The sequence below is a fragment of the Peteryoungia desertarenae genome, assembly GCF_005860795.2.
Classification (GTDB): Bacteria; Pseudomonadota; Alphaproteobacteria; order Rhizobiales; family Rhizobiaceae; genus Allorhizobium; species Allorhizobium desertarenae.
Window position 1 is genome coordinate 287,524 of the sequence record NZ_CP058350.1, and the last position, 15,915, is coordinate 303,438.

General features: G+C 57.0%; 17 protein-coding genes, 1 tRNA gene and 1 pseudogene. 7 read left to right on the forward strand and 12 right to left on the reverse strand.

What is annotated here, in order from left to right; all coding sequences use genetic code 11:
* Positions 1–354: 354 nt before the first annotated feature.
* Positions 355–1,623 (forward strand): annotated as a pseudogene (locus FE840_RS01350) (DEAD/DEAH box helicase); the annotation flags it as partial.
* Positions 1,624–1,875: 252 nt separating this feature from the next.
* Here the strand turns inward: FE840_RS01350 and FE840_RS01355 are convergent.
* The gene (locus tag FE840_RS01355) at positions 1,876–2,760 is read right to left on the reverse strand and encodes a DMT family transporter (RefSeq protein WP_138288796.1); all 885 of its coding nucleotides are present in this window, start codon (positions 2,758–2,760) and stop codon (positions 1,876–1,878) included.
* Between the two features lie 391 nt (positions 2,761–3,151).
* Here FE840_RS01355 and FE840_RS01360 point away from each other — a divergent pair, with 391 nt between their 5' ends.
* The 4 genes from FE840_RS01360 to FE840_RS01375 all read left to right on the forward strand — a co-directional run bounded on the left by FE840_RS01360 (position 3,152) and on the right by FE840_RS01375 (position 6,906).
* A complete protein-coding gene (locus FE840_RS01360) occupies positions 3,152–4,561 on the forward strand; it encodes a circularly permuted type 2 ATP-grasp protein (protein WP_138288795.1) in 1,410 nt (469 codons plus the stop codon).
* Positions 4,562–4,568: 7 nt separating this feature from the next.
* Positions 4,569–5,510 (forward strand): alpha-E domain-containing protein, encoded by a 942-nt coding sequence (locus FE840_RS01365; protein ID WP_138288910.1) that lies wholly within the window; start codon positions 4,569–4,571, stop codon positions 5,508–5,510.
* 17 nt (positions 5,511–5,527) lie between these two features.
* Positions 5,528–6,352 (forward strand): transglutaminase family protein, encoded by an 825-nt coding sequence (locus tag FE840_RS01370; protein WP_138288794.1) that lies wholly within the window; start codon positions 5,528–5,530, stop codon positions 6,350–6,352.
* 98 nt (positions 6,353–6,450) lie between these two features.
* Positions 6,451–6,906 (forward strand): hypothetical protein, encoded by a 456-nt coding sequence (locus FE840_RS01375; protein ID WP_138288793.1) that lies wholly within the window; start codon positions 6,451–6,453, stop codon positions 6,904–6,906.
* A 62-nt stretch (positions 6,907–6,968) separates the two neighbouring features.
* On the opposite strand, the gene FE840_RS01380 is transcribed toward FE840_RS01375, so the two are convergent.
* Entirely contained in the window at positions 6,969–7,379 is a 411-nt protein-coding gene (locus tag FE840_RS01380) for a MarR family winged helix-turn-helix transcriptional regulator (RefSeq protein ID WP_246318820.1), read from the reverse strand.
* A gap of 394 nt (positions 7,380–7,773) precedes the next feature.
* On the opposite strand from FE840_RS01380, the gene FE840_RS01385 reads away from it, so the two are divergent.
* Positions 7,774–7,850 (forward strand) — tRNA-Arg (locus tag FE840_RS01385).
* Positions 7,851–7,902: 52 nt separating this feature from the next.
* On the opposite strand, the gene FE840_RS01390 is transcribed toward FE840_RS01385, so the two are convergent.
* Complete coding sequence (locus tag FE840_RS01390) at positions 7,903–8,217, reverse strand: hypothetical protein (RefSeq protein ID WP_138288792.1); 315 nt, start codon at positions 8,215–8,217, stop codon at positions 7,903–7,905.
* A gap of 274 nt (positions 8,218–8,491) precedes the next feature.
* Between FE840_RS01390 and FE840_RS01395 the strand changes: the two genes are divergently transcribed.
* A complete protein-coding gene (locus FE840_RS01395) occupies positions 8,492–9,025 on the forward strand; it encodes a hypothetical protein (protein WP_138288791.1) in 534 nt (177 codons plus the stop codon).
* Between the two features lie 14 nt (positions 9,026–9,039).
* Here FE840_RS01395 and FE840_RS01400 read toward each other — a convergent pair whose 3' ends face one another.
* From FE840_RS01400 to FE840_RS01440, 9 genes are all read right to left on the reverse strand, one after another.
* Positions 9,040–9,432, reverse strand: coding sequence for a hypothetical protein (locus tag FE840_RS01400; protein ID WP_138288790.1), 393 nt, complete (start codon positions 9,430–9,432; stop codon positions 9,040–9,042).
* Positions 9,433–9,655: 223 nt separating this feature from the next.
* Positions 9,656–11,500, reverse strand: a complete 1,845-nt coding sequence (locus FE840_RS01405; RefSeq protein WP_138288789.1) for a prohead protease/major capsid protein fusion protein — start codon at positions 11,498–11,500, stop codon at positions 9,656–9,658.
* On the reverse strand, positions 11,497–11,919 hold the full coding sequence (locus FE840_RS01410; protein WP_138288788.1) for a hypothetical protein: 423 nt from the start codon (positions 11,917–11,919) through the stop codon (positions 11,497–11,499). The genes FE840_RS01405 and FE840_RS01410 overlap by 4 nt, the downstream gene beginning before the upstream one ends.
* A gap of 780 nt (positions 11,920–12,699) precedes the next feature.
* Entirely contained in the window at positions 12,700–13,272 is a 573-nt protein-coding gene (locus FE840_RS01415) for a Panacea domain-containing protein (RefSeq protein WP_138288908.1), read from the reverse strand.
* Positions 13,273–13,370: 98 nt separating this feature from the next.
* Positions 13,371–14,192, reverse strand: coding sequence for a hypothetical protein (locus FE840_RS01420; protein WP_138288787.1), 822 nt, complete (start codon positions 14,190–14,192; stop codon positions 13,371–13,373).
* Positions 14,193–14,476: 284 nt separating this feature from the next.
* A complete protein-coding gene (locus FE840_RS01425) occupies positions 14,477–14,668 on the reverse strand; it encodes a helix-turn-helix domain-containing protein (RefSeq protein ID WP_138288786.1) in 192 nt (63 codons plus the stop codon).
* Between the two features lie 107 nt (positions 14,669–14,775).
* The gene (locus tag FE840_RS01430; RefSeq protein WP_138288785.1) at positions 14,776–15,045 is read right to left on the reverse strand and encodes a hypothetical protein; all 270 of its coding nucleotides are present in this window, start codon (positions 15,043–15,045) and stop codon (positions 14,776–14,778) included.
* Positions 15,042–15,293 carry a hypothetical protein gene (locus FE840_RS01435; protein WP_138288784.1) on the reverse strand — a complete coding sequence of 84 codons (252 nt, stop codon included), beginning with the start codon at positions 15,291–15,293 and terminating at the stop codon, positions 15,042–15,044. Before FE840_RS01435 ends, FE840_RS01430 begins: the two co-directional genes overlap by 4 nt.
* A 136-nt stretch (positions 15,294–15,429) precedes the next feature.
* The gene (locus tag FE840_RS01440) at positions 15,430–15,882 is read right to left on the reverse strand and encodes a hypothetical protein (protein ID WP_138288783.1); all 453 of its coding nucleotides are present in this window, start codon (positions 15,880–15,882) and stop codon (positions 15,430–15,432) included.
* Between the last annotated feature and the right edge of the window lie 33 nt (positions 15,883–15,915).

A 15,915-nucleotide genomic window follows, 5' to 3' on the forward strand; every position in this document is an offset into this window, starting at 1 on the left:
GCCGAAGAGCGCACAAATCTGACGATCGGGAGCTGTCGCATCGCCTCGACGGGCTGCGGCAGCTCTTGCCCCTGGCAGGTTTCATCGCCAGCAAGGCCTGCAGCATTTCGCTGCAACGCAAACATTACCTTGACTTCTGCAAGAATAAGGTCCATTTGCACCTCAGCTTTCACCTTCCGGCCGCCGCGTGAGCGTGCCCAGCGACATCTGAGACGCGAAGAAGGCAAGGCGCAAATAGAATGCGGCGACAACATCGCCGATGCGCTGGAAAGTCTTTCCAACTTACAAGTTCCCAGATCACGCGGGGTTCTTGACGCCAATGCCAACCGGTTCGCAAATCTGCGATCCGGGCAAATGGTTTTCGGCGCCCCCGAAAGGCAAATGCTTTGACCACTTTCGACGACCTTGGACTGTCCAAGAAAATCGTGAAGACTCTCGGCCATCTCGGCTTTGAAACCCCTACCCCTATCCAGGCCCAGGCGATCCCGATCGTCATGGAAGGCCGCGACCTGATCGGCCTCGCCCAGACCGGCACCGGCAAGACCGCTGCCTTTGGCCTGCCGATCATCGAAGCGCTGATGGCGAGCGAAGCCCGCCCGCAGTCCCGCTCGACCCGTGTCCTGATCCTCGCCCCGACCCGCGAACTGGTCAACCAGATCGGCGACAACCTGCGCGCCTTCAACCAGAAGCTCCCGCTCAAGATCATCCAGGTCGTCGGTGGCGCCTCGATCGGCAAGCAGCAGATGCAGTTGCTCTCCGGCGCTGACATCCTCGTTGCCACTCCCGGGCGCCTGCTCGACCTGATCGAGCGCAATGCCGTGACGCTGCGCCAGGTCAGCCACCTTGTCCTCGACGAAGCCGACCAGATGCTCGACCTCGGCTTTATCCATGATCTGCGCAAAATCTCGAAGATGGTGCCGCCGAAGCGCCAGACCCTGCTCTTCTCGGCAACCATGCCGTCGTCGATCGCCGATCTCGCCGCTCAGTTCCTGACAAACCCGGCCAAGGTGGAAGTCACCCCGCCCGGCAAGGCAGCCGACAAGATCGAACAGCACGTGCACTTCCTGGCTGGCCAGAATGCCAAGACGGAACTGTTGAAGAAGATCCTCAACGACAACCCGGATGGTCGCTCCATCGTCTTCCTGCGCACCAAGCATGGCGCAGAGAAGCTGATGAAGCACCTCGACATCACCGGTTACTCGGTCGCCTCGATCCATGGCAACAAGAGCCAGGGCCAGCGCGAGCGCGCCTTGAAGGGGTTCCGTGACGGCCAGATCAAGACCCTGATCGCCACGGACGTTGCCGCACGCGGCATCGACATCCCGGCCGTCAGCCACGTCTTCAACTACGATCTGCCGGAAGTGCCGGATGCCTACGTGCATCGTATCGGTCGCACCGCCCGCGCCGGTCGTGACGGTATCGCGATCGCCTTCTGTGGCCCGGACGAAGGCCGCCTGCTGCGCGACATCGAAAAGCTCATGGGTATCGAGATCCCGGTCGCCTCGGGCGAACCGCCGGCAAACCTGCAGCGTCCCGTCCGTCCGCAGCGCCGAGGCGGTGCTGGTGGGGGCGGCAACAACCGCAACCATCAGGGTGGCAAGGGGCGTGGAAAGTCTGAAGGCGAAAGCCGCACCGGCGCGAAAGCCGATGGCCGTCCTTCGGGCAAGCCTGGCCACCGCAAGGGCGGAAACCGTCCGGCTGGCGGTTTTGGACATGGATCTGGTCAGTCGCGTCCTCAACGCTCCGGCACCGCCGGCGGTCGTCGCCGCGAAGCCTGAAGACACGTGACAGGCTTTTCAAATCAAGATGGCGCGGCACATGCTGCGCCATCTTTATCTTTCCAGTCGCACCTGTGTGTCGTCCAGACGAGCGCACTCACGCGGCTTTGACCACCTCTTTCCGGTTTGTCAGATAGACGCCGACCACAACAATGACAGTGCCGACGATCATGGGCAGGGTCAGGGTCTCGCCAAACAGGAACGACGCCTCGATGGCCGCGAGAGGTGGCACGAGATAGGTCATGGATGCGGCCTTGGACACATCGCCACGCCGGATCAGCAGAAGAAGCAATGCTACGGCCCCCATGGAAATCCCCAGCACCGACCACCCCAGGATCAGGAACAGTGGCAGGCCATAATCAAGCCGCATCTCTTCAAGCGCGAAGGCAGCCGGCAGCGTAATCGCAAGCGCACCCACATATTGCAGCGTCGCGACCGCGCGAAGATCGCCCTCTCGCAAGAACCGCTTCTGGTAGAGTGTTCCGACAGTGACACAGACCATCGCCAGCACATTGACGGCAATTGGGCCAGCCGGGATAGCGCTGGCATCTAGCGTCAGCACATTCGGCAGAACGGCAATTGCGATACCGCAAAATCCGAGGATGAGGCCAAGACGCTGCAGGCGTGTGAGCATCTCGCCGATCAGCAAACCTGCCGCAACAGCCGTCATGAGGGGCTGGAGCCCTGCAATGATGCCCGACAGGGCCGCAGGGACACCATGACCGATCGCCCACCACACCATGCCGAGATAAAGCCCATGCAGAAAGATGCCAGATACCATGGCATGACCAGTGGCCTGGCGCGACCGTGGCCATCGAACACCCGAGAACCGGCAAACAGCGTAAAACAGGATTGCAGCGACGGCATAACGCAAGGCGAGGAATGTCAACGGGTCGGCGTAGAAGCTGGCATATTTTGCGACGACCCAGCCGGTTGACCACAACAATACGAAGATAACCGGCGCTAGACGTTGCAGGACCATGAGAGCTTTCTGGTGGGAAGTTAGAGCGACTTGCCCGTTCCCAGTCACCAGAATGAGTTAGCGAAGCGTGATCCGCAGGTCAAAAGAGTTTTGCTGCAGGCTCCTGTGAAAAAATCGGATGCGACGGCAGCTGAACCACTCAAAAAATCTCATGGTCAAAAAATGAGCAGATGAAAGGTGTATTTCTGGAGAACGACGCGCTTCGCCTGATGGGCCGGCCTCAACTCTGAGTGATCAGAAGAACGCGCACGCGATGAAACGCCCAAAAAAAGGTCTTTTGCCGCGTTTTTCATCGATTTTGGAAGGGCAAAAATCTTGCGGCAGTCCGCCTGTCGCTCCTTGCATTGCTTCTTAGGTTGTATTCAAATGACCGAAAAAGGGGACGGCGCCATTGGCATTCGATGAAATGATGACTGCGGACAACGATCCGCGAGACCCATACAAGAACTACCACGATTGGTATTCCAGCCAGGACCCGGCACGGCTCTTGGCAAAGTCAAGGGACGCGGAAAACATCTTTCGCAAGACCGGGATCACCTTTGCAGTCTACGGCCATGCCGACAGCTCCGAAAAGCTCATACCCTTCGACATCATCCCGCGCATCATTTCCGGCCGCGAATGGCGCAAGCTGGCTCAGGGCATCGAACAGCGCGTTCTCGCCCTCAACGCCTTCCTTGACGACATCTATCACAAGCAGGAAATCATCAAGGCCGGACGCATCCCGCGCGAACTGATCGAGAAGAACGTCGCCTTTCTGCCCGAGATGATCGGCTTCCGCCCGCCGGGCGGCGTCTACACCCATATCGTCGGCACCGACATCGTCCGCACTGGCGAAGACCAGTTCTACGTGCTCGAAGACAATGCCCGCACCCCTTCTGGCGTCTCCTACATGCTGGAGAACCGGGAAACCATGATGCAGATGTTCCCCGAGCTCTTCCAGCTCAACAAGGTGCAGCGCGTCGAGGACTATCCCTATCTCTTGCGCCAGTCGTTGGCCTCGCTTGCCCCCCCCGGCTGCAAGGGCAAGCCGCGCGTCGCGGTCCTCACGCCGGGCATCTATAACTCGGCCTATTACGAACACTCCTTCCTCGCCGACATGATGGGCGTGGAGCTGGTCGAGGGCTCGGACCTGCGCGTCATTGACGGCAAGGTGAAGATGCGCACCACGCGCGGCTATGAGGCGATCGACGTGCTCTACCGCCGCGTCGACGACGACTTCCTCGATCCCCTGACCTTCCGGCCTGATTCCGCACTCGGTATTCCGGGCATCATGGATGTCTACCGAGCCGGCAACATCACAATTGCCAACGCCCCCGGCACAGGCATCTCCGACGACAAGGCGATCTACAGCTACATGCCCGAGATTGTCGAATTCTATACCGGCCGCAAGGCAATCCTCGAAAATGTGCCGACCTGGCGCTGTTCGGAAGCCGACAGTCTGAAATACGTGCTGGAGCATCTCGAAGAGCTCGTGGTGAAAGAAGTCCACGGCTCGGGCGGCTATGGCATGCTGGTCGGTCCGACGGCTTCCAAGAAGGAGCGCGCCGCCTTTGCCGAGAAGCTCAAGGCCCGGCCCAACAACTATATTGCCCAGCCGACGCTCTCGCTTTCGACGGTGCCGATCCTCGTCAACAAGGGGATTGCGCCCCGTCACGTCGACCTTCGTCCCTATGTCCTCGTCTCCGACAAGGTGCAGATCATCCCCGGCGGGCTGACCCGCGTGGCCCTGAAGCAGGGTTCGCTCGTGGTCAATTCCAGCCAGGGCGGCGGCACCAAGGACACCTGGGTACTGGAGGACTGACATGGTCATGCTCGGAAGAACTGCCAACGGCCTCTACTGGATGTTCCGCTACATCGAGAGAGCCGAAAACATCGCCCGCCTTGTCGATGCCGGTTTGAGAATGTCATTGACCCGCACCGGTGCCTCAGATGACGACTGGGATGCCGTGCTGCAGAGTGCCGACGTGCGCAGCCTCTTTGCCGAACGCCAGGCAAAAGTGACAGCCGCTGACGCCATCGATTTTCTGCTGCGCGATACCGCCAATCCCTCGAGCGTCATGTCCTGCATCGACGCGGGCCGCAACAATGCACGCATGGTGCGCACGGCGCTGACCCGCGAGACCTGGGAGGCGACGAATGAATGCTGGATCGAGATCAAGCAGGTTTTGGCACGCAAGCTGAAATCGGCGGATCTCCCGGAGGTAATCGACACGATCAAACGTCGGGCAGGTCTGATCCGTGGTGCCTTCCATGGCTCCATGCTGCGCAACGAGATCTATAACTTTGCCCGGATCGGTACCTTCATTGAAAGAGCGGACAACACCAGTCGAATTCTTGATGTGAAATACTATGTCCTGCTGCCAGCTGTGACCCATGTCGGCTCCTCGCTCGATAACATGCAGTGGGAATCGATACTGCGTTCCGTATCCGCCCACAGATCCTATCGTTGGGTCTATGACGGCGAGTACAAGCCCGCGAACATTGCAGCCTTCCTCATTCTTGATGGCCAGATGCCTCGCTCACTCGCATATTGCTATGAAAAGATTGTCAGCAATCTGGCCTACATCGCCGAGGACTATGGCGAACGCATCGCCGCCCATAAAACCGCCGACGACGTGCGTGCCACTCTTAAATCCACAACGATCGATCAGATCATGGACCAGGGCCTGCACGAATTCCTCGATAACTTCATTGCCCACAACAATCAGTTGGGTCAGGAGATTACCGAGGGCTACCGCTTCTACAGCTGACGGATCGGGATCACGGAATGCATTTGCAGATCAGCCACACCACAGAATATCGCTATGATGATCCGGTGCAGTATTCGCTTCAGAGGTTGCGCCTGACCCCGCTGACGGGTCCCGGTCAAACGGTTAAGACATGGAACATCGCAGTTGACGGCGCTCATGTCGAAGCCGGCTTTGCCGACCAGTTCGGCAATCAGACCCATCTGGTTTCGACCGAAGGGGATAGCCACACCGTGCGGATTGTCGCAACGGGCGAGGTCGAGACGGAAGATCGGGCCGGCGTCTACGGAGCACATATCGGTTTCGTACCGCTCTGGCTTTATCTCAGGGAAACACCGCTCACCAAAGCGGGGAAAATGACGCGGGAACTGGTCAAGGGGCTTGTTGGCGATACAGAACTCGCGCGCATGCATGACTTGATGGGCAAGCTCAACGCGGCAATTGCCTACACTCCTGGGGCAACAGGAGTAGAGACGACCTGCGAACAGGCATTGGAGGCGGGTTCCGGCGTCTGCCAGGACCATACCCATGCCTTCCTTGCCGCTGCACGCCTCTCTAACCTTCCGGCACGCTATGTGTCGGGCTACTTGATGATGGAGGATCAGCCAAACCAGACGGCGACCCATGCGTGGGCGGAAGTCCATGTGGCAGGTCTTGGCTGGGTCGGGTTCGATGCTGCCAACAATCTGTGCCCCGATGCCCGCTACGTGCGCATCGCGTCAGGCCTGTGCTACACGGATGCAGCCCCTGTATCCGGGATGCGTATCGGACTTGCCGGAGAAAAACTCGATGTGAGCATCGTGGTAGCGCCCGCCGGCCAGAGTCAAAGCCAGTCCCAAAATTGAGAAGAAAACGGCTCAAGCGCGTTTAATCCTGGACGACGTAAGCCCGGGTCCAAGTTTGCGTGGCAGCCTGCAGGCGACGAGCCTGAAAGGAGGCCTTTGTGCTGTTTGGAAAGTCGCTCTTCCAGTCGGTGGTGGACCGTTTGGAGGCTGAACACGAGGAAGAACCTTCGCCAGAACCGACTGTACCACGCAGGGTGGGACTGAAGCAGGCATTTGTGGCGGAAAGCAACCACATGCATTTTTCCGATGTTGACCTTCGCCAAGAGGCCTATCTTTTCCTCATGCCCGAGGCCGAGCCTTTTGAGGACAAGGAGCCTGAGCCGCCCGCCATTCCTGAGTGGATTGACCGCCTCGACACTGCTTCAATTGCAGATGATCTCGCGATTTCAACCATGGACGGACGCGAGGCTTTGCAAGAGAAGCGTCGCGCGTTTGCCAAGGAGAACCATCCCGACAGGGTTCACCCTACCTACCGTAATGAGGCGACGATCAGGATGATGACGGCGAACCGTCTTATCGACGATGCGCTGTCAAGGTGCCCCACGGCCTCTTAGCGGATCATAGGGCTCACTCACCAGCAGACATCCCCCGCAGGTAAACAAGGCCAAACTGACCGTTAGTCATAGAGCTTGTCCAGCAATGCGATCAAAGCATCGCGCTGTCCAGGCCCGCCGAGCAAAGCAACAAGCCTTGCCTCATGGTCCTGCCAGATAGGCATCAACTCGGCCAGATAAGCTTCACCTGCAGACGTCATGAAGAGTGACTGCACCCGTCGGTCCGTCTCTGACTTTCGCCTTTCAACAAAGCCCTTGGCTTCCAAGCCATCCACGATCGCCACGAAATTGGCCCTCTGAATGCCCAAGGCTTCTGCCACGTCACTTTGCTTGGATCCTTGGTTGCGGGTAAGCAGCAGCAAAACCGCAAAATCGGTAGGGCGAAGCCCTTTGACCGAAAACGACTCATTGAAGTCCTGAAAAGTTGAAAGCTGCGCCCGTCGCAGGCGAAAGCCTATGGCGGCTTCCATCATCGAAAAGTCGAGTTTCGATGCATCTGGAAGCCTTTCATCATCAAGTTTATCCGGCATTCCGACGCCATGTTGTGCTGATCCCCACCCCGTCAAAAAACGCTTACGCTTTAAACGCCCCCCCGGGAATTCACTGTAATCTTAGCGCTTTATCAACTTGTAACAAGCAGTGAAGCCCTTAAATCCATGTTTTCGGAGCGCTTTCTCGCGCTTGGCCCAATATTGAGCCGAGGCAAACGTTTGCGTTGCATCGAGTATCATCAGATTGGCGTGTTGCGCCTGTCCCGGGTTTGTCATCGAGCCGATTGTCAAAGCCATCGGTAACTTTTTGAGATTGAAGCCGCACGCGGTCTGCGCTATGACCACGTCACAGCAGGGGCCGATTCACCGGTCTCAGGCACCCGTAGCTCAGCTGGATAGAGTGTTGGATTCCGATTCCAAAGGTCACAGGTTCGAATCCTGTCGGGTGCGCCAAATACCTTTACTAACATACTGTTTTCATTAGGAAAAACTGGAAAAGTGTTCCCTAAAACATAACTCTGTTCATAACATAGTCAGGGGCATCTATCGGCCATTTTGCCAAGCAATCCGCGTCATCGCCTTGCATGATCAGCGCGGCATAAGCTGCCAGCGCTCGAACCTGAATCCTCCCCTCCTCTTCCGTCTCGGCTTCCCGGCTGCTGATCGCCTCGGCAATATGGGTTGCCATTGCTTCGGCCTGTTCCTGCCACTGGTCCACCACGTCCAGGCGGGGGCCTGTGGCGTCCAGGGCGGTGATCACTCGAATCGTTGCACTCAAGGCGGTTGCCAGTTCGGCAAGGCTGTAATCGGCTGTTTGCATGTCGCTCTCCTATGGTTGACGGCCTAAGGATGCGCGAAAACCGGAACCGTTCAAGCGAAAACGTCAAGCAATATCAGAAATATACGTTGCGTATAGGGTCAAATACAGGGTGAATTGATCGGGTTTCGATAGATGCGTTCCGCAGTCAAGCCTGTGAAAAAACAAATGTACCTTTTTTGTTGTGATATTTAGAGTTTTGGTCGCCGTTTGGTTGACCAAAAAAAAGCGAAACAACTATAATTTCAACATAGTCAGTTGGATCGGGGGCGCTTCAATGGAAGCAGATTATTGGCCGTACATCATCACTGCAAGTAGCGGTCTTCTCGGGACGGTAATCGGATCTGCAGCGACGATACTTACACAAGTAGTGATGAAGTCTCAGGATCGGCGGTACTCGAAAAGGTCTCTGGCCTTTGGACTTGCTGCGGAAATTGAGTCCTACTTGGCTCTTATGGAACGGCGTGGACACGCCAAAAATATGGAGGAATTTGTGCAACTTTTGAGGTCTGGCCAGAACTTACCGATGCCGGATCTCACTGATCATCCAGAGTCGCGGCGAGAATATTTCCCAATCTTGAAATCCCACTTTAGTAGCTTAGGAACGCTGGGCGCGGACCTCTGTCGAAAGATTGCAGAATTTCACCGTACAGTGGACGCAATCCTCCTGACCACAGAAGCAGCAAAAAGGGGTGAGTACAACCATCTTTCACCTTTCCAGAAGGCGGATCTCATCGAAAAGGAACTAGTCATGTGGCGGGAAGCCACCAAAGCTGGGGGTGAACTCGTGAACAGCCTTTACCGTTCATAAACGATTCCTGAAGTTTAAACCTCGACAAGCCGCAACACTGCCCTCGACAGGCCGTCGCGCTCCACTGAAATCACCTCGAATCGGCGAAGATCGTCCAGCTGCAGCCGGTCCCCTTGGCGGATCTCATCAACGGACGGCCATCGGCGAACGTCAAAGCTGAATGAAATCAGACTTCCGTTCACCAGGTTCATCAGGTCATTGCCCGATCGCACGCGCTTGCCAATCTCAACCGGCTGGGTGATCGGCTCTATTTCAAGGATTCCGCGCAAGTGGACTTCCGACCGGCTCGGGTCCGGTACTGGCCGGCCATTGGCTGTTTTCTTCATCGGGTCGATAACAGCAGCGACCGAAAAAGAGCGGTCAACTTGTCGGGATGTCATTCGGTCCAGGCGGTCAAAGATTGCCATTGCAGGGGCTCCATAGGCTGGGAATTCGTCCGGAACTCCGGACGATATGCCCCCCTCGAAAGGGGGGGACTTACCGCGACCGGCAAGGAGAGCCGGCTGGCTTACGGGTGATTGTTTGGGTCGCCATGATCACCGACACGGCCTGAGGGGGTGCGAAGCCGCTAAGCTCTCCCCCTCAGTGATTCCCGGCTGCAGCTCTTGAGGAACAGCCGGGAAACTCAGATTAGGGGTTCGGCTCGGGCTCGGGCTCGATACCGTTGTTGTAATAGGCGAACCGGTAATCAGTCAGGCCAGCGCCGAAATAGTGGTCAAGCCGGAACTCGACTCCATCGAAATCGAAGCCTTCCCGCTGCTTCAGACGGGGCGTTTCATACCCTGCAAGGACGGCGTACTGCAGGCCACGGCCAAGTGTTTCGGCTGGATCGGCGAACATGAACCAAGCTCGGTCGCTAAGCGTGTCGATACGCTTCTCGAATACCGGGGTCAGGTTCTTCACCTGCTGCGGTACCGCGGCGTCAAAGGTCTGAGCGTTGATTTCGCTGTTTATCAATTTCTGTGCCGTGGTCTCATGCTCGGTACCTGTGAACAGGAACCGGGGTGCAAGCGCGATCGGCTGGCCATCGATATCGATCTGGCGACGAAATGCCTTGCGGGCTTCCTCCAGCTTGGCCAGGTCAGGCGCACCGGTCATGGTGGCAAGGTTGCCGTGATCGGTATGGAACAGGGCCTTGTTGTCGCTGGTGAGCTTGTCATTCTGTAGGATCGGCGCCCAAGCGATATCGCCCTCAAGGCGTGCCGCTGAAATCGCCCAGGTCTGAATCAGGCGGGCAAATGCGCCCAGCTGGTCGTTGATGATCATCGCCTCGGTCAAGCCCAGGACGCGGCCATAATGGCCCATCTTGAACGTCTCGCTGCTTTCGTTGGCGGTCCCTCTCCGGTACTCGCCTTTTTCGGTCAGCTTCTCCAATGACGGCCCGTTGCCCAGGTCGATCACCTTCACGTCGCGAAGATCCGGTACGACGTTTCGAGTCGCGATAAGCTGATACGTGTTCGGGATCGCCGCATACTGCTGCAGCAAGGTCTGACGGGTGATGTCGCCCAGGATGTGCGAGAAGTCGGATGTCGAATGCAATGCGCGACGGGTGACTTCGGAAGCCGGCCCACGGTGGTCATGACCACGAAGCTGCAGAACCTCGCGGGCAATCTCCACAAGGGTCAGGTCGCGGAACTGGTTTGCGCCTTCCTCAAGCTTGGTGGTCAGGCCATGGCGGTGCATGATCCCGTTTGCCATCAGGGTACGGGTTGTTTCCTGTGCATCACGCATGCCGCGTGTCTCCACGATCGGGAATGTCGGGGCCTTCTGTTCCTCGGCAATGTGGTGTTCGGTAAGGGCGGCGCGGAACTCGTCCATGCTTATTCCGTCGTCAACTGCACGCGTTATCAAGTCGGTGTCTGGGCCGATCTTCGCAATGCGGGCAAGGTCATGAATATACTTGATGCGCTTAAGCTCGGCGCGGGTCATGGTTGTAGCTGCAGGGTCGGTCATGTTGTGGTGTCCTTCGGATTCAAGGGTTCGGGTTGTCGCTGCCGGGTCCGCCGGTACGCTGACGATTGACAGTTCCATGGGGGTCCAGCGGGTGGCGCGAACGGTCGCGACTTCGCCCTTCAAGGGTTCGGTCTTATCTTGGGTGTCGATCCTATAGCCGACTGAGGCCGCCATCACGTGCCCATCGACCAGGTCGCGAAACAGCGCTTCGCCCTTCGGATTCCGGCTGATCTTTGCGGTGACGAGCGCGGTCTTGCCCTCGAACCTAAGGCTGTCGGCGACGATGGAACCGAGCCGGCTGTCAAGCCCGGAATAGGCGTCGTGGCTGTCCAGGAGCGGCATTCCGTTCAGACGCTCCGTGTTGATGGCCTGCCGACTGATGACAAGGATCTCGTCATAGCTCCCGCTCTCCCAAGAGCGGCGGCGAACGGGGTTTTCGGTTCCGAGAACAATTTCGATCGTTCGGGCCTCAGGGTTGAAGGTGCCAAGCCTAGATTCGGCGCGGGTGATTATCTCCGTCATGTGGCTGCCTTTCGAGTTTTAAGGGCTGTGAGATGCTGGCGAGCTCGGTCGGCAAGTGTGTGCAACGGCACAATCATCGATGTCGGGAACAAGTCGCAGATGGCTGCCAAGTGCACGGCACTCTTTACGGTGGTGCGGAACTCGTTGCCGTCTCGGGCGACGGAAACAATCCATGCGCGCGCGTCCGGATTGCCGAAAACAAACAGGCATTCATGCCGGAACTCAGCAATCAACTCCTTGATCACATGCTGCTGAAAACCAAGTTCCTGCAGCTCCGCATACATGAAGACCTGCCACGCATCGAATTTTGCCAGGGGGCGGTTGTCGCAGCCCAGGAGATGGACGCACCTGCTGATTGTCATTTCGCTTACGCCTAAGGCGTTTGCGATCTGGCGCTGGGTGAAGTGATGAAGAGCCACCGCAATCTCCACATATTAACCAAAAACAAGTTAACACATGAAGCACCGATATGATAGGTGCACATTGTTGATTTGGATAATTCGATAGAGGTAGCGAATTGATGGGCTCTAATTACAGGGCTTGCCAGCTGATTTTGGATGCACAGAAAGCGGGCTTAAAGCTCGTCGAGCGCTACAGGCGCGAACGAGCACAAAATCGCGGAATGGCAGGGCTTGCGCAGGAAAATCGGGATTGGTACCATCATCTGCGCGTACATATTGGGCACGGTCAATGGTGACGGTACTCTGTCATGCGTAGATTTTGGATCAACCCAAATTGCAGGTGGTTGGCCCTGAGGGTCCCACTCGAAGACGTCCGCTGCAGCATCGTCGGCGTTGCTACTGTTCAACGGGACGATCAGCGGGACAGGCCGCATACATCTTGATTTTGCGCGGCGTCTGCTTGCTCCTGCATACCCCGTTTTTTATCCGCAGAAAGGTCTGCGCGTTCATTTGGCCGCGTGGCTCGAATAGGCCGCTGTTGACGCCGTTATCGAGAGTCTGTGCGGCCTCGATCCGCGATTTGCGGTAGAGAACATAGGACTTGTGCCGAAGCCACTCATGCTCGTGAGCATCAACGATGCACGCGTCATCGCAAAGCGCGTTAGTCCATGAGGTGATGGGAACAATAAGCTGATTACCGTCAGCGCAGGGATCGGTCAATACGACGTGGAGATGGCGCTTGCCTTCGTCGTGTGATGGCCCGGACGGGATCAGCAATGTCCCCGCACGGGGGACCAATCAATGCACCCGCGCGGCCCTGAAGGCCGCGTCGATTTGTCGAATGTCCTTCGCGGCCTGATCGAACTGCTCCGCATCCCGCACGCCGACCGCATGCATGATCCGTTGCAAGGGGATGATCGTCGATCCTCCGTTCGGGTCTTCCCATTCTGGCACGTTCCTGGGATCGTGGGTCCAGTCCCGCAGCTCCCACTGGTTCATTTGCCCAAACTGCTGCCACACAGCATCCGCGCACTCGATATCGGCCTCGCTTAGCTCATCGAGTTCGGCGGGATCGATGTTTTCGGCAGCAAGTGCAATCATGTGATTTTCGCGGTCCCGCAGATAGTTCGACCAACCCGCTGCGTCGGCATCGTAGTCACCTGCCACGTAGCTGTAGGTCATGGAATTCACGGGGCCATGAGGCATTGAGCAACGCTTCTCATCGAGCACAGGAAAGCCAAAGCGCTTGATACTCTCTCGATCGACCAGATAGACAAGCTTGATCGCTTTGAGGACGTTCAGCCGGTCACGTCCCGATTTATGGATCAGGTAGGCGATAAGCTGTGCTGCCTTCTTAGGCTCGTACGTCATATGCTTGGCCCGATCAGTCGCGGTTGAAACAACAAAAACTGTATGTAAATCGAGAAACTCATGCCTAGGATATATCCCCAAAGGTGGAAAATTTCAATTCACAACGCATTGCCATTTTTGCCCGTCTTGACACGTTCAATCATGTCGAGAAACTCCAAGACGAAGCCAGCCTTGACGATATGAACGGCCTGCTGGCTCGCACGCGTGATGATCCCGGCAAAAAAAGCACTAGCTTCGTTCCCCACAATGATGCACGCAAAGGCCGATCCGCCACTCATTCCATCCGGTTTGACCGGAAGCGGCTCGACCGGCTTCAATTTCAGCAAAGCCGGATCGTGGCTATCGCTCTCTGGCTCACATACGGCCAACATCTTGGTTGAGCCGATATGGCTTTCATCGAGTTCGTAGCGCTGGGCGTCATAAGGGAAGCCTGCGCAAATGACGAACGCGATTGCGTCTGCCGGGCATATCGGAGGAGCCTCACGCAGCGGGAAAAAGCGTCGCTTCTCGATAACACCGGCCATGCAGGGCGCGGTGAAGTCGAAGGCAGCTAAGTCCAATGCGTCGGAGATGTTGCCTTCTGGAAAGTGCGTCTGTCCGCCAGATGTTATCACGTTCTGCCCATTTTTGATGATCAGACCAATCTCTTCTAGCTTCCGGCCTTTAAGTTGGTGGCGTGTGCAGAGAGCCAGATATCGCCCATTGTACTCGACCAGCGTTGTCGAGCTTGCCAAGGATAATCTGAAAACTTCGTCGTCGGTGAGTTCTACCAGATGATCGACATACCGCCCTAGAGCGTAATCAGCGCCTTCGACTGGGATCAGAACGTCGTTGAGCCAGATGCTGCGCTGAATGCGTCGAGCTAGAAGCCGATCGGAAAGCATCATCTGGGGAAGTTGTGCCAAATCAATGCCCTCCATATCCTGTGCCTTCCGTTGTCGGTCCCATGGTAATGTTCGCCAAGGCCATGTCCCGCATTCTATACGCTGTAGCCCGGCTCCACCCGACTCGCTGACAAGCGTGGGCAAATGACATTCTCCGGGTGAGCCGCGATCTAATCCATAGTGTAAATAGCCAACTTGCACCGGCGCAACAGACCAGCTTCGGCGGCGTGAAACCATATAGCGATCAAATGCCCGATCTTTTCAGCCGGCCAATCACCAGGCACAACGTAAGGGGGGGCGCGGCCCCCTTTGTTCGTCGCTCACTTTTGGCGAATATGCTCGCGAAACGTCACCACGACGTCCGAGACGTTGAACTGATTGCGGCCGATTTTGCCTGATACGGCCCCTTCGGAAACAAGCTGCTGAAGCCGGCGCGGGCTGACTCCCAGCATCGCGGCCATCTCCTTGCCGGTGGCCACATAGATTTTTTGTTCGGTGGTCTTCACTTGCATTGGTTGCTCCTTTCAAAGCGAAACGGTAATCGAAAACAAAAATGACCGAGAACGCTCAAATCGTGCGCTGCTCAGCCCCCGCGGTCGGCTTGACGCTGGGGAAGAACCTAGCTCCCGGGGGCCTCCTCCTCTCCCGCAAGCCCGTCGTGGGTGACCTCGTAGTTCACGCTGATCGATGACGGGCCAAGCTCAGCCGCGATGTCTTGTGCACGGTCCATTGCGTGCTCTAGATCTGTGACCATGTCGACCAAATCGCCACGCGCGCGGATCTGCCAGATACCCAGGGGCTTTTCCAAAATGGTGGCAGACATTCTGCCTTGATCCGTCCAGGCACAAGCCAGCAGGGAAACGTGGGTGATGCTGATTTCAGGGCTCATTGCAGCCTCCCCAAACGATCGACTTTCGCTTCCAGGCGCTTTGCGTGGTCAACCGCGTCTTCCTCATTCGCGTGAACGCTTTCAATGATCACCTGTGCTGTGCCGCTTGTGATCGTAACAGCCCATACTTCGAGCGGCTTGTGCGGGTATTCAAATTGCACGCCATTCAGATCCAGCTTGATCGCGGTCTGTCTGACTGCTCCCACGCGGATGGTTACGGATTCACTGGGGTAAAGATTATTGTTCATTAAAGATTCCTCATATGTTGATTGAAGGTGTCGCCAAGGTTGCGCGAATGGCGTCTTCTTCTTTGTCTTTCTCTTCTTCTTCTTTGCGATACCGTTTCGAAGGGTTAGGAAACGGTATCCAAACCATTCGAAACGGTTAGAAATCGATGTGGTCGCTGTCGTTGTTCGAGGGCCGTTTCGATCGCTTCGGTGTCGGTGCCGGAACGCGGTTGACGGTCTCAAACTCTGCCTCAACGGCTTCTCGGATCGCGTCGCTCGATATCTCGGAGATGGCCTTAACCATTCCGCTTGCGTGGTTCGGGTTTTGCGGGGCGTTGTGCCGGAACCATCCCGTCACAAAGATTTCCAGGGTCTCCGGATCTCTGAGCAAGAGGCCGGCGTCGACCAGGCTCGTGACCGATGCCTCAAAGGCCTCTTCGGTCCAGGCCAGGTCGGCTGCGGCGTACTTCGTTGGAATGCGAGCGGCTCCAACGCTGGTTTGGTGCTCAGCCGTGATGCAATACAAGAGGCAAAGCCGGTCATCGTTAGACAGCGCTGCAACACGCCTCGACCGCCAGAAATTCGCGCTCACTTTTGAGAATCTGGCCATCTGCCCCTCATCTGCTTAACTTTTCATCGTGAG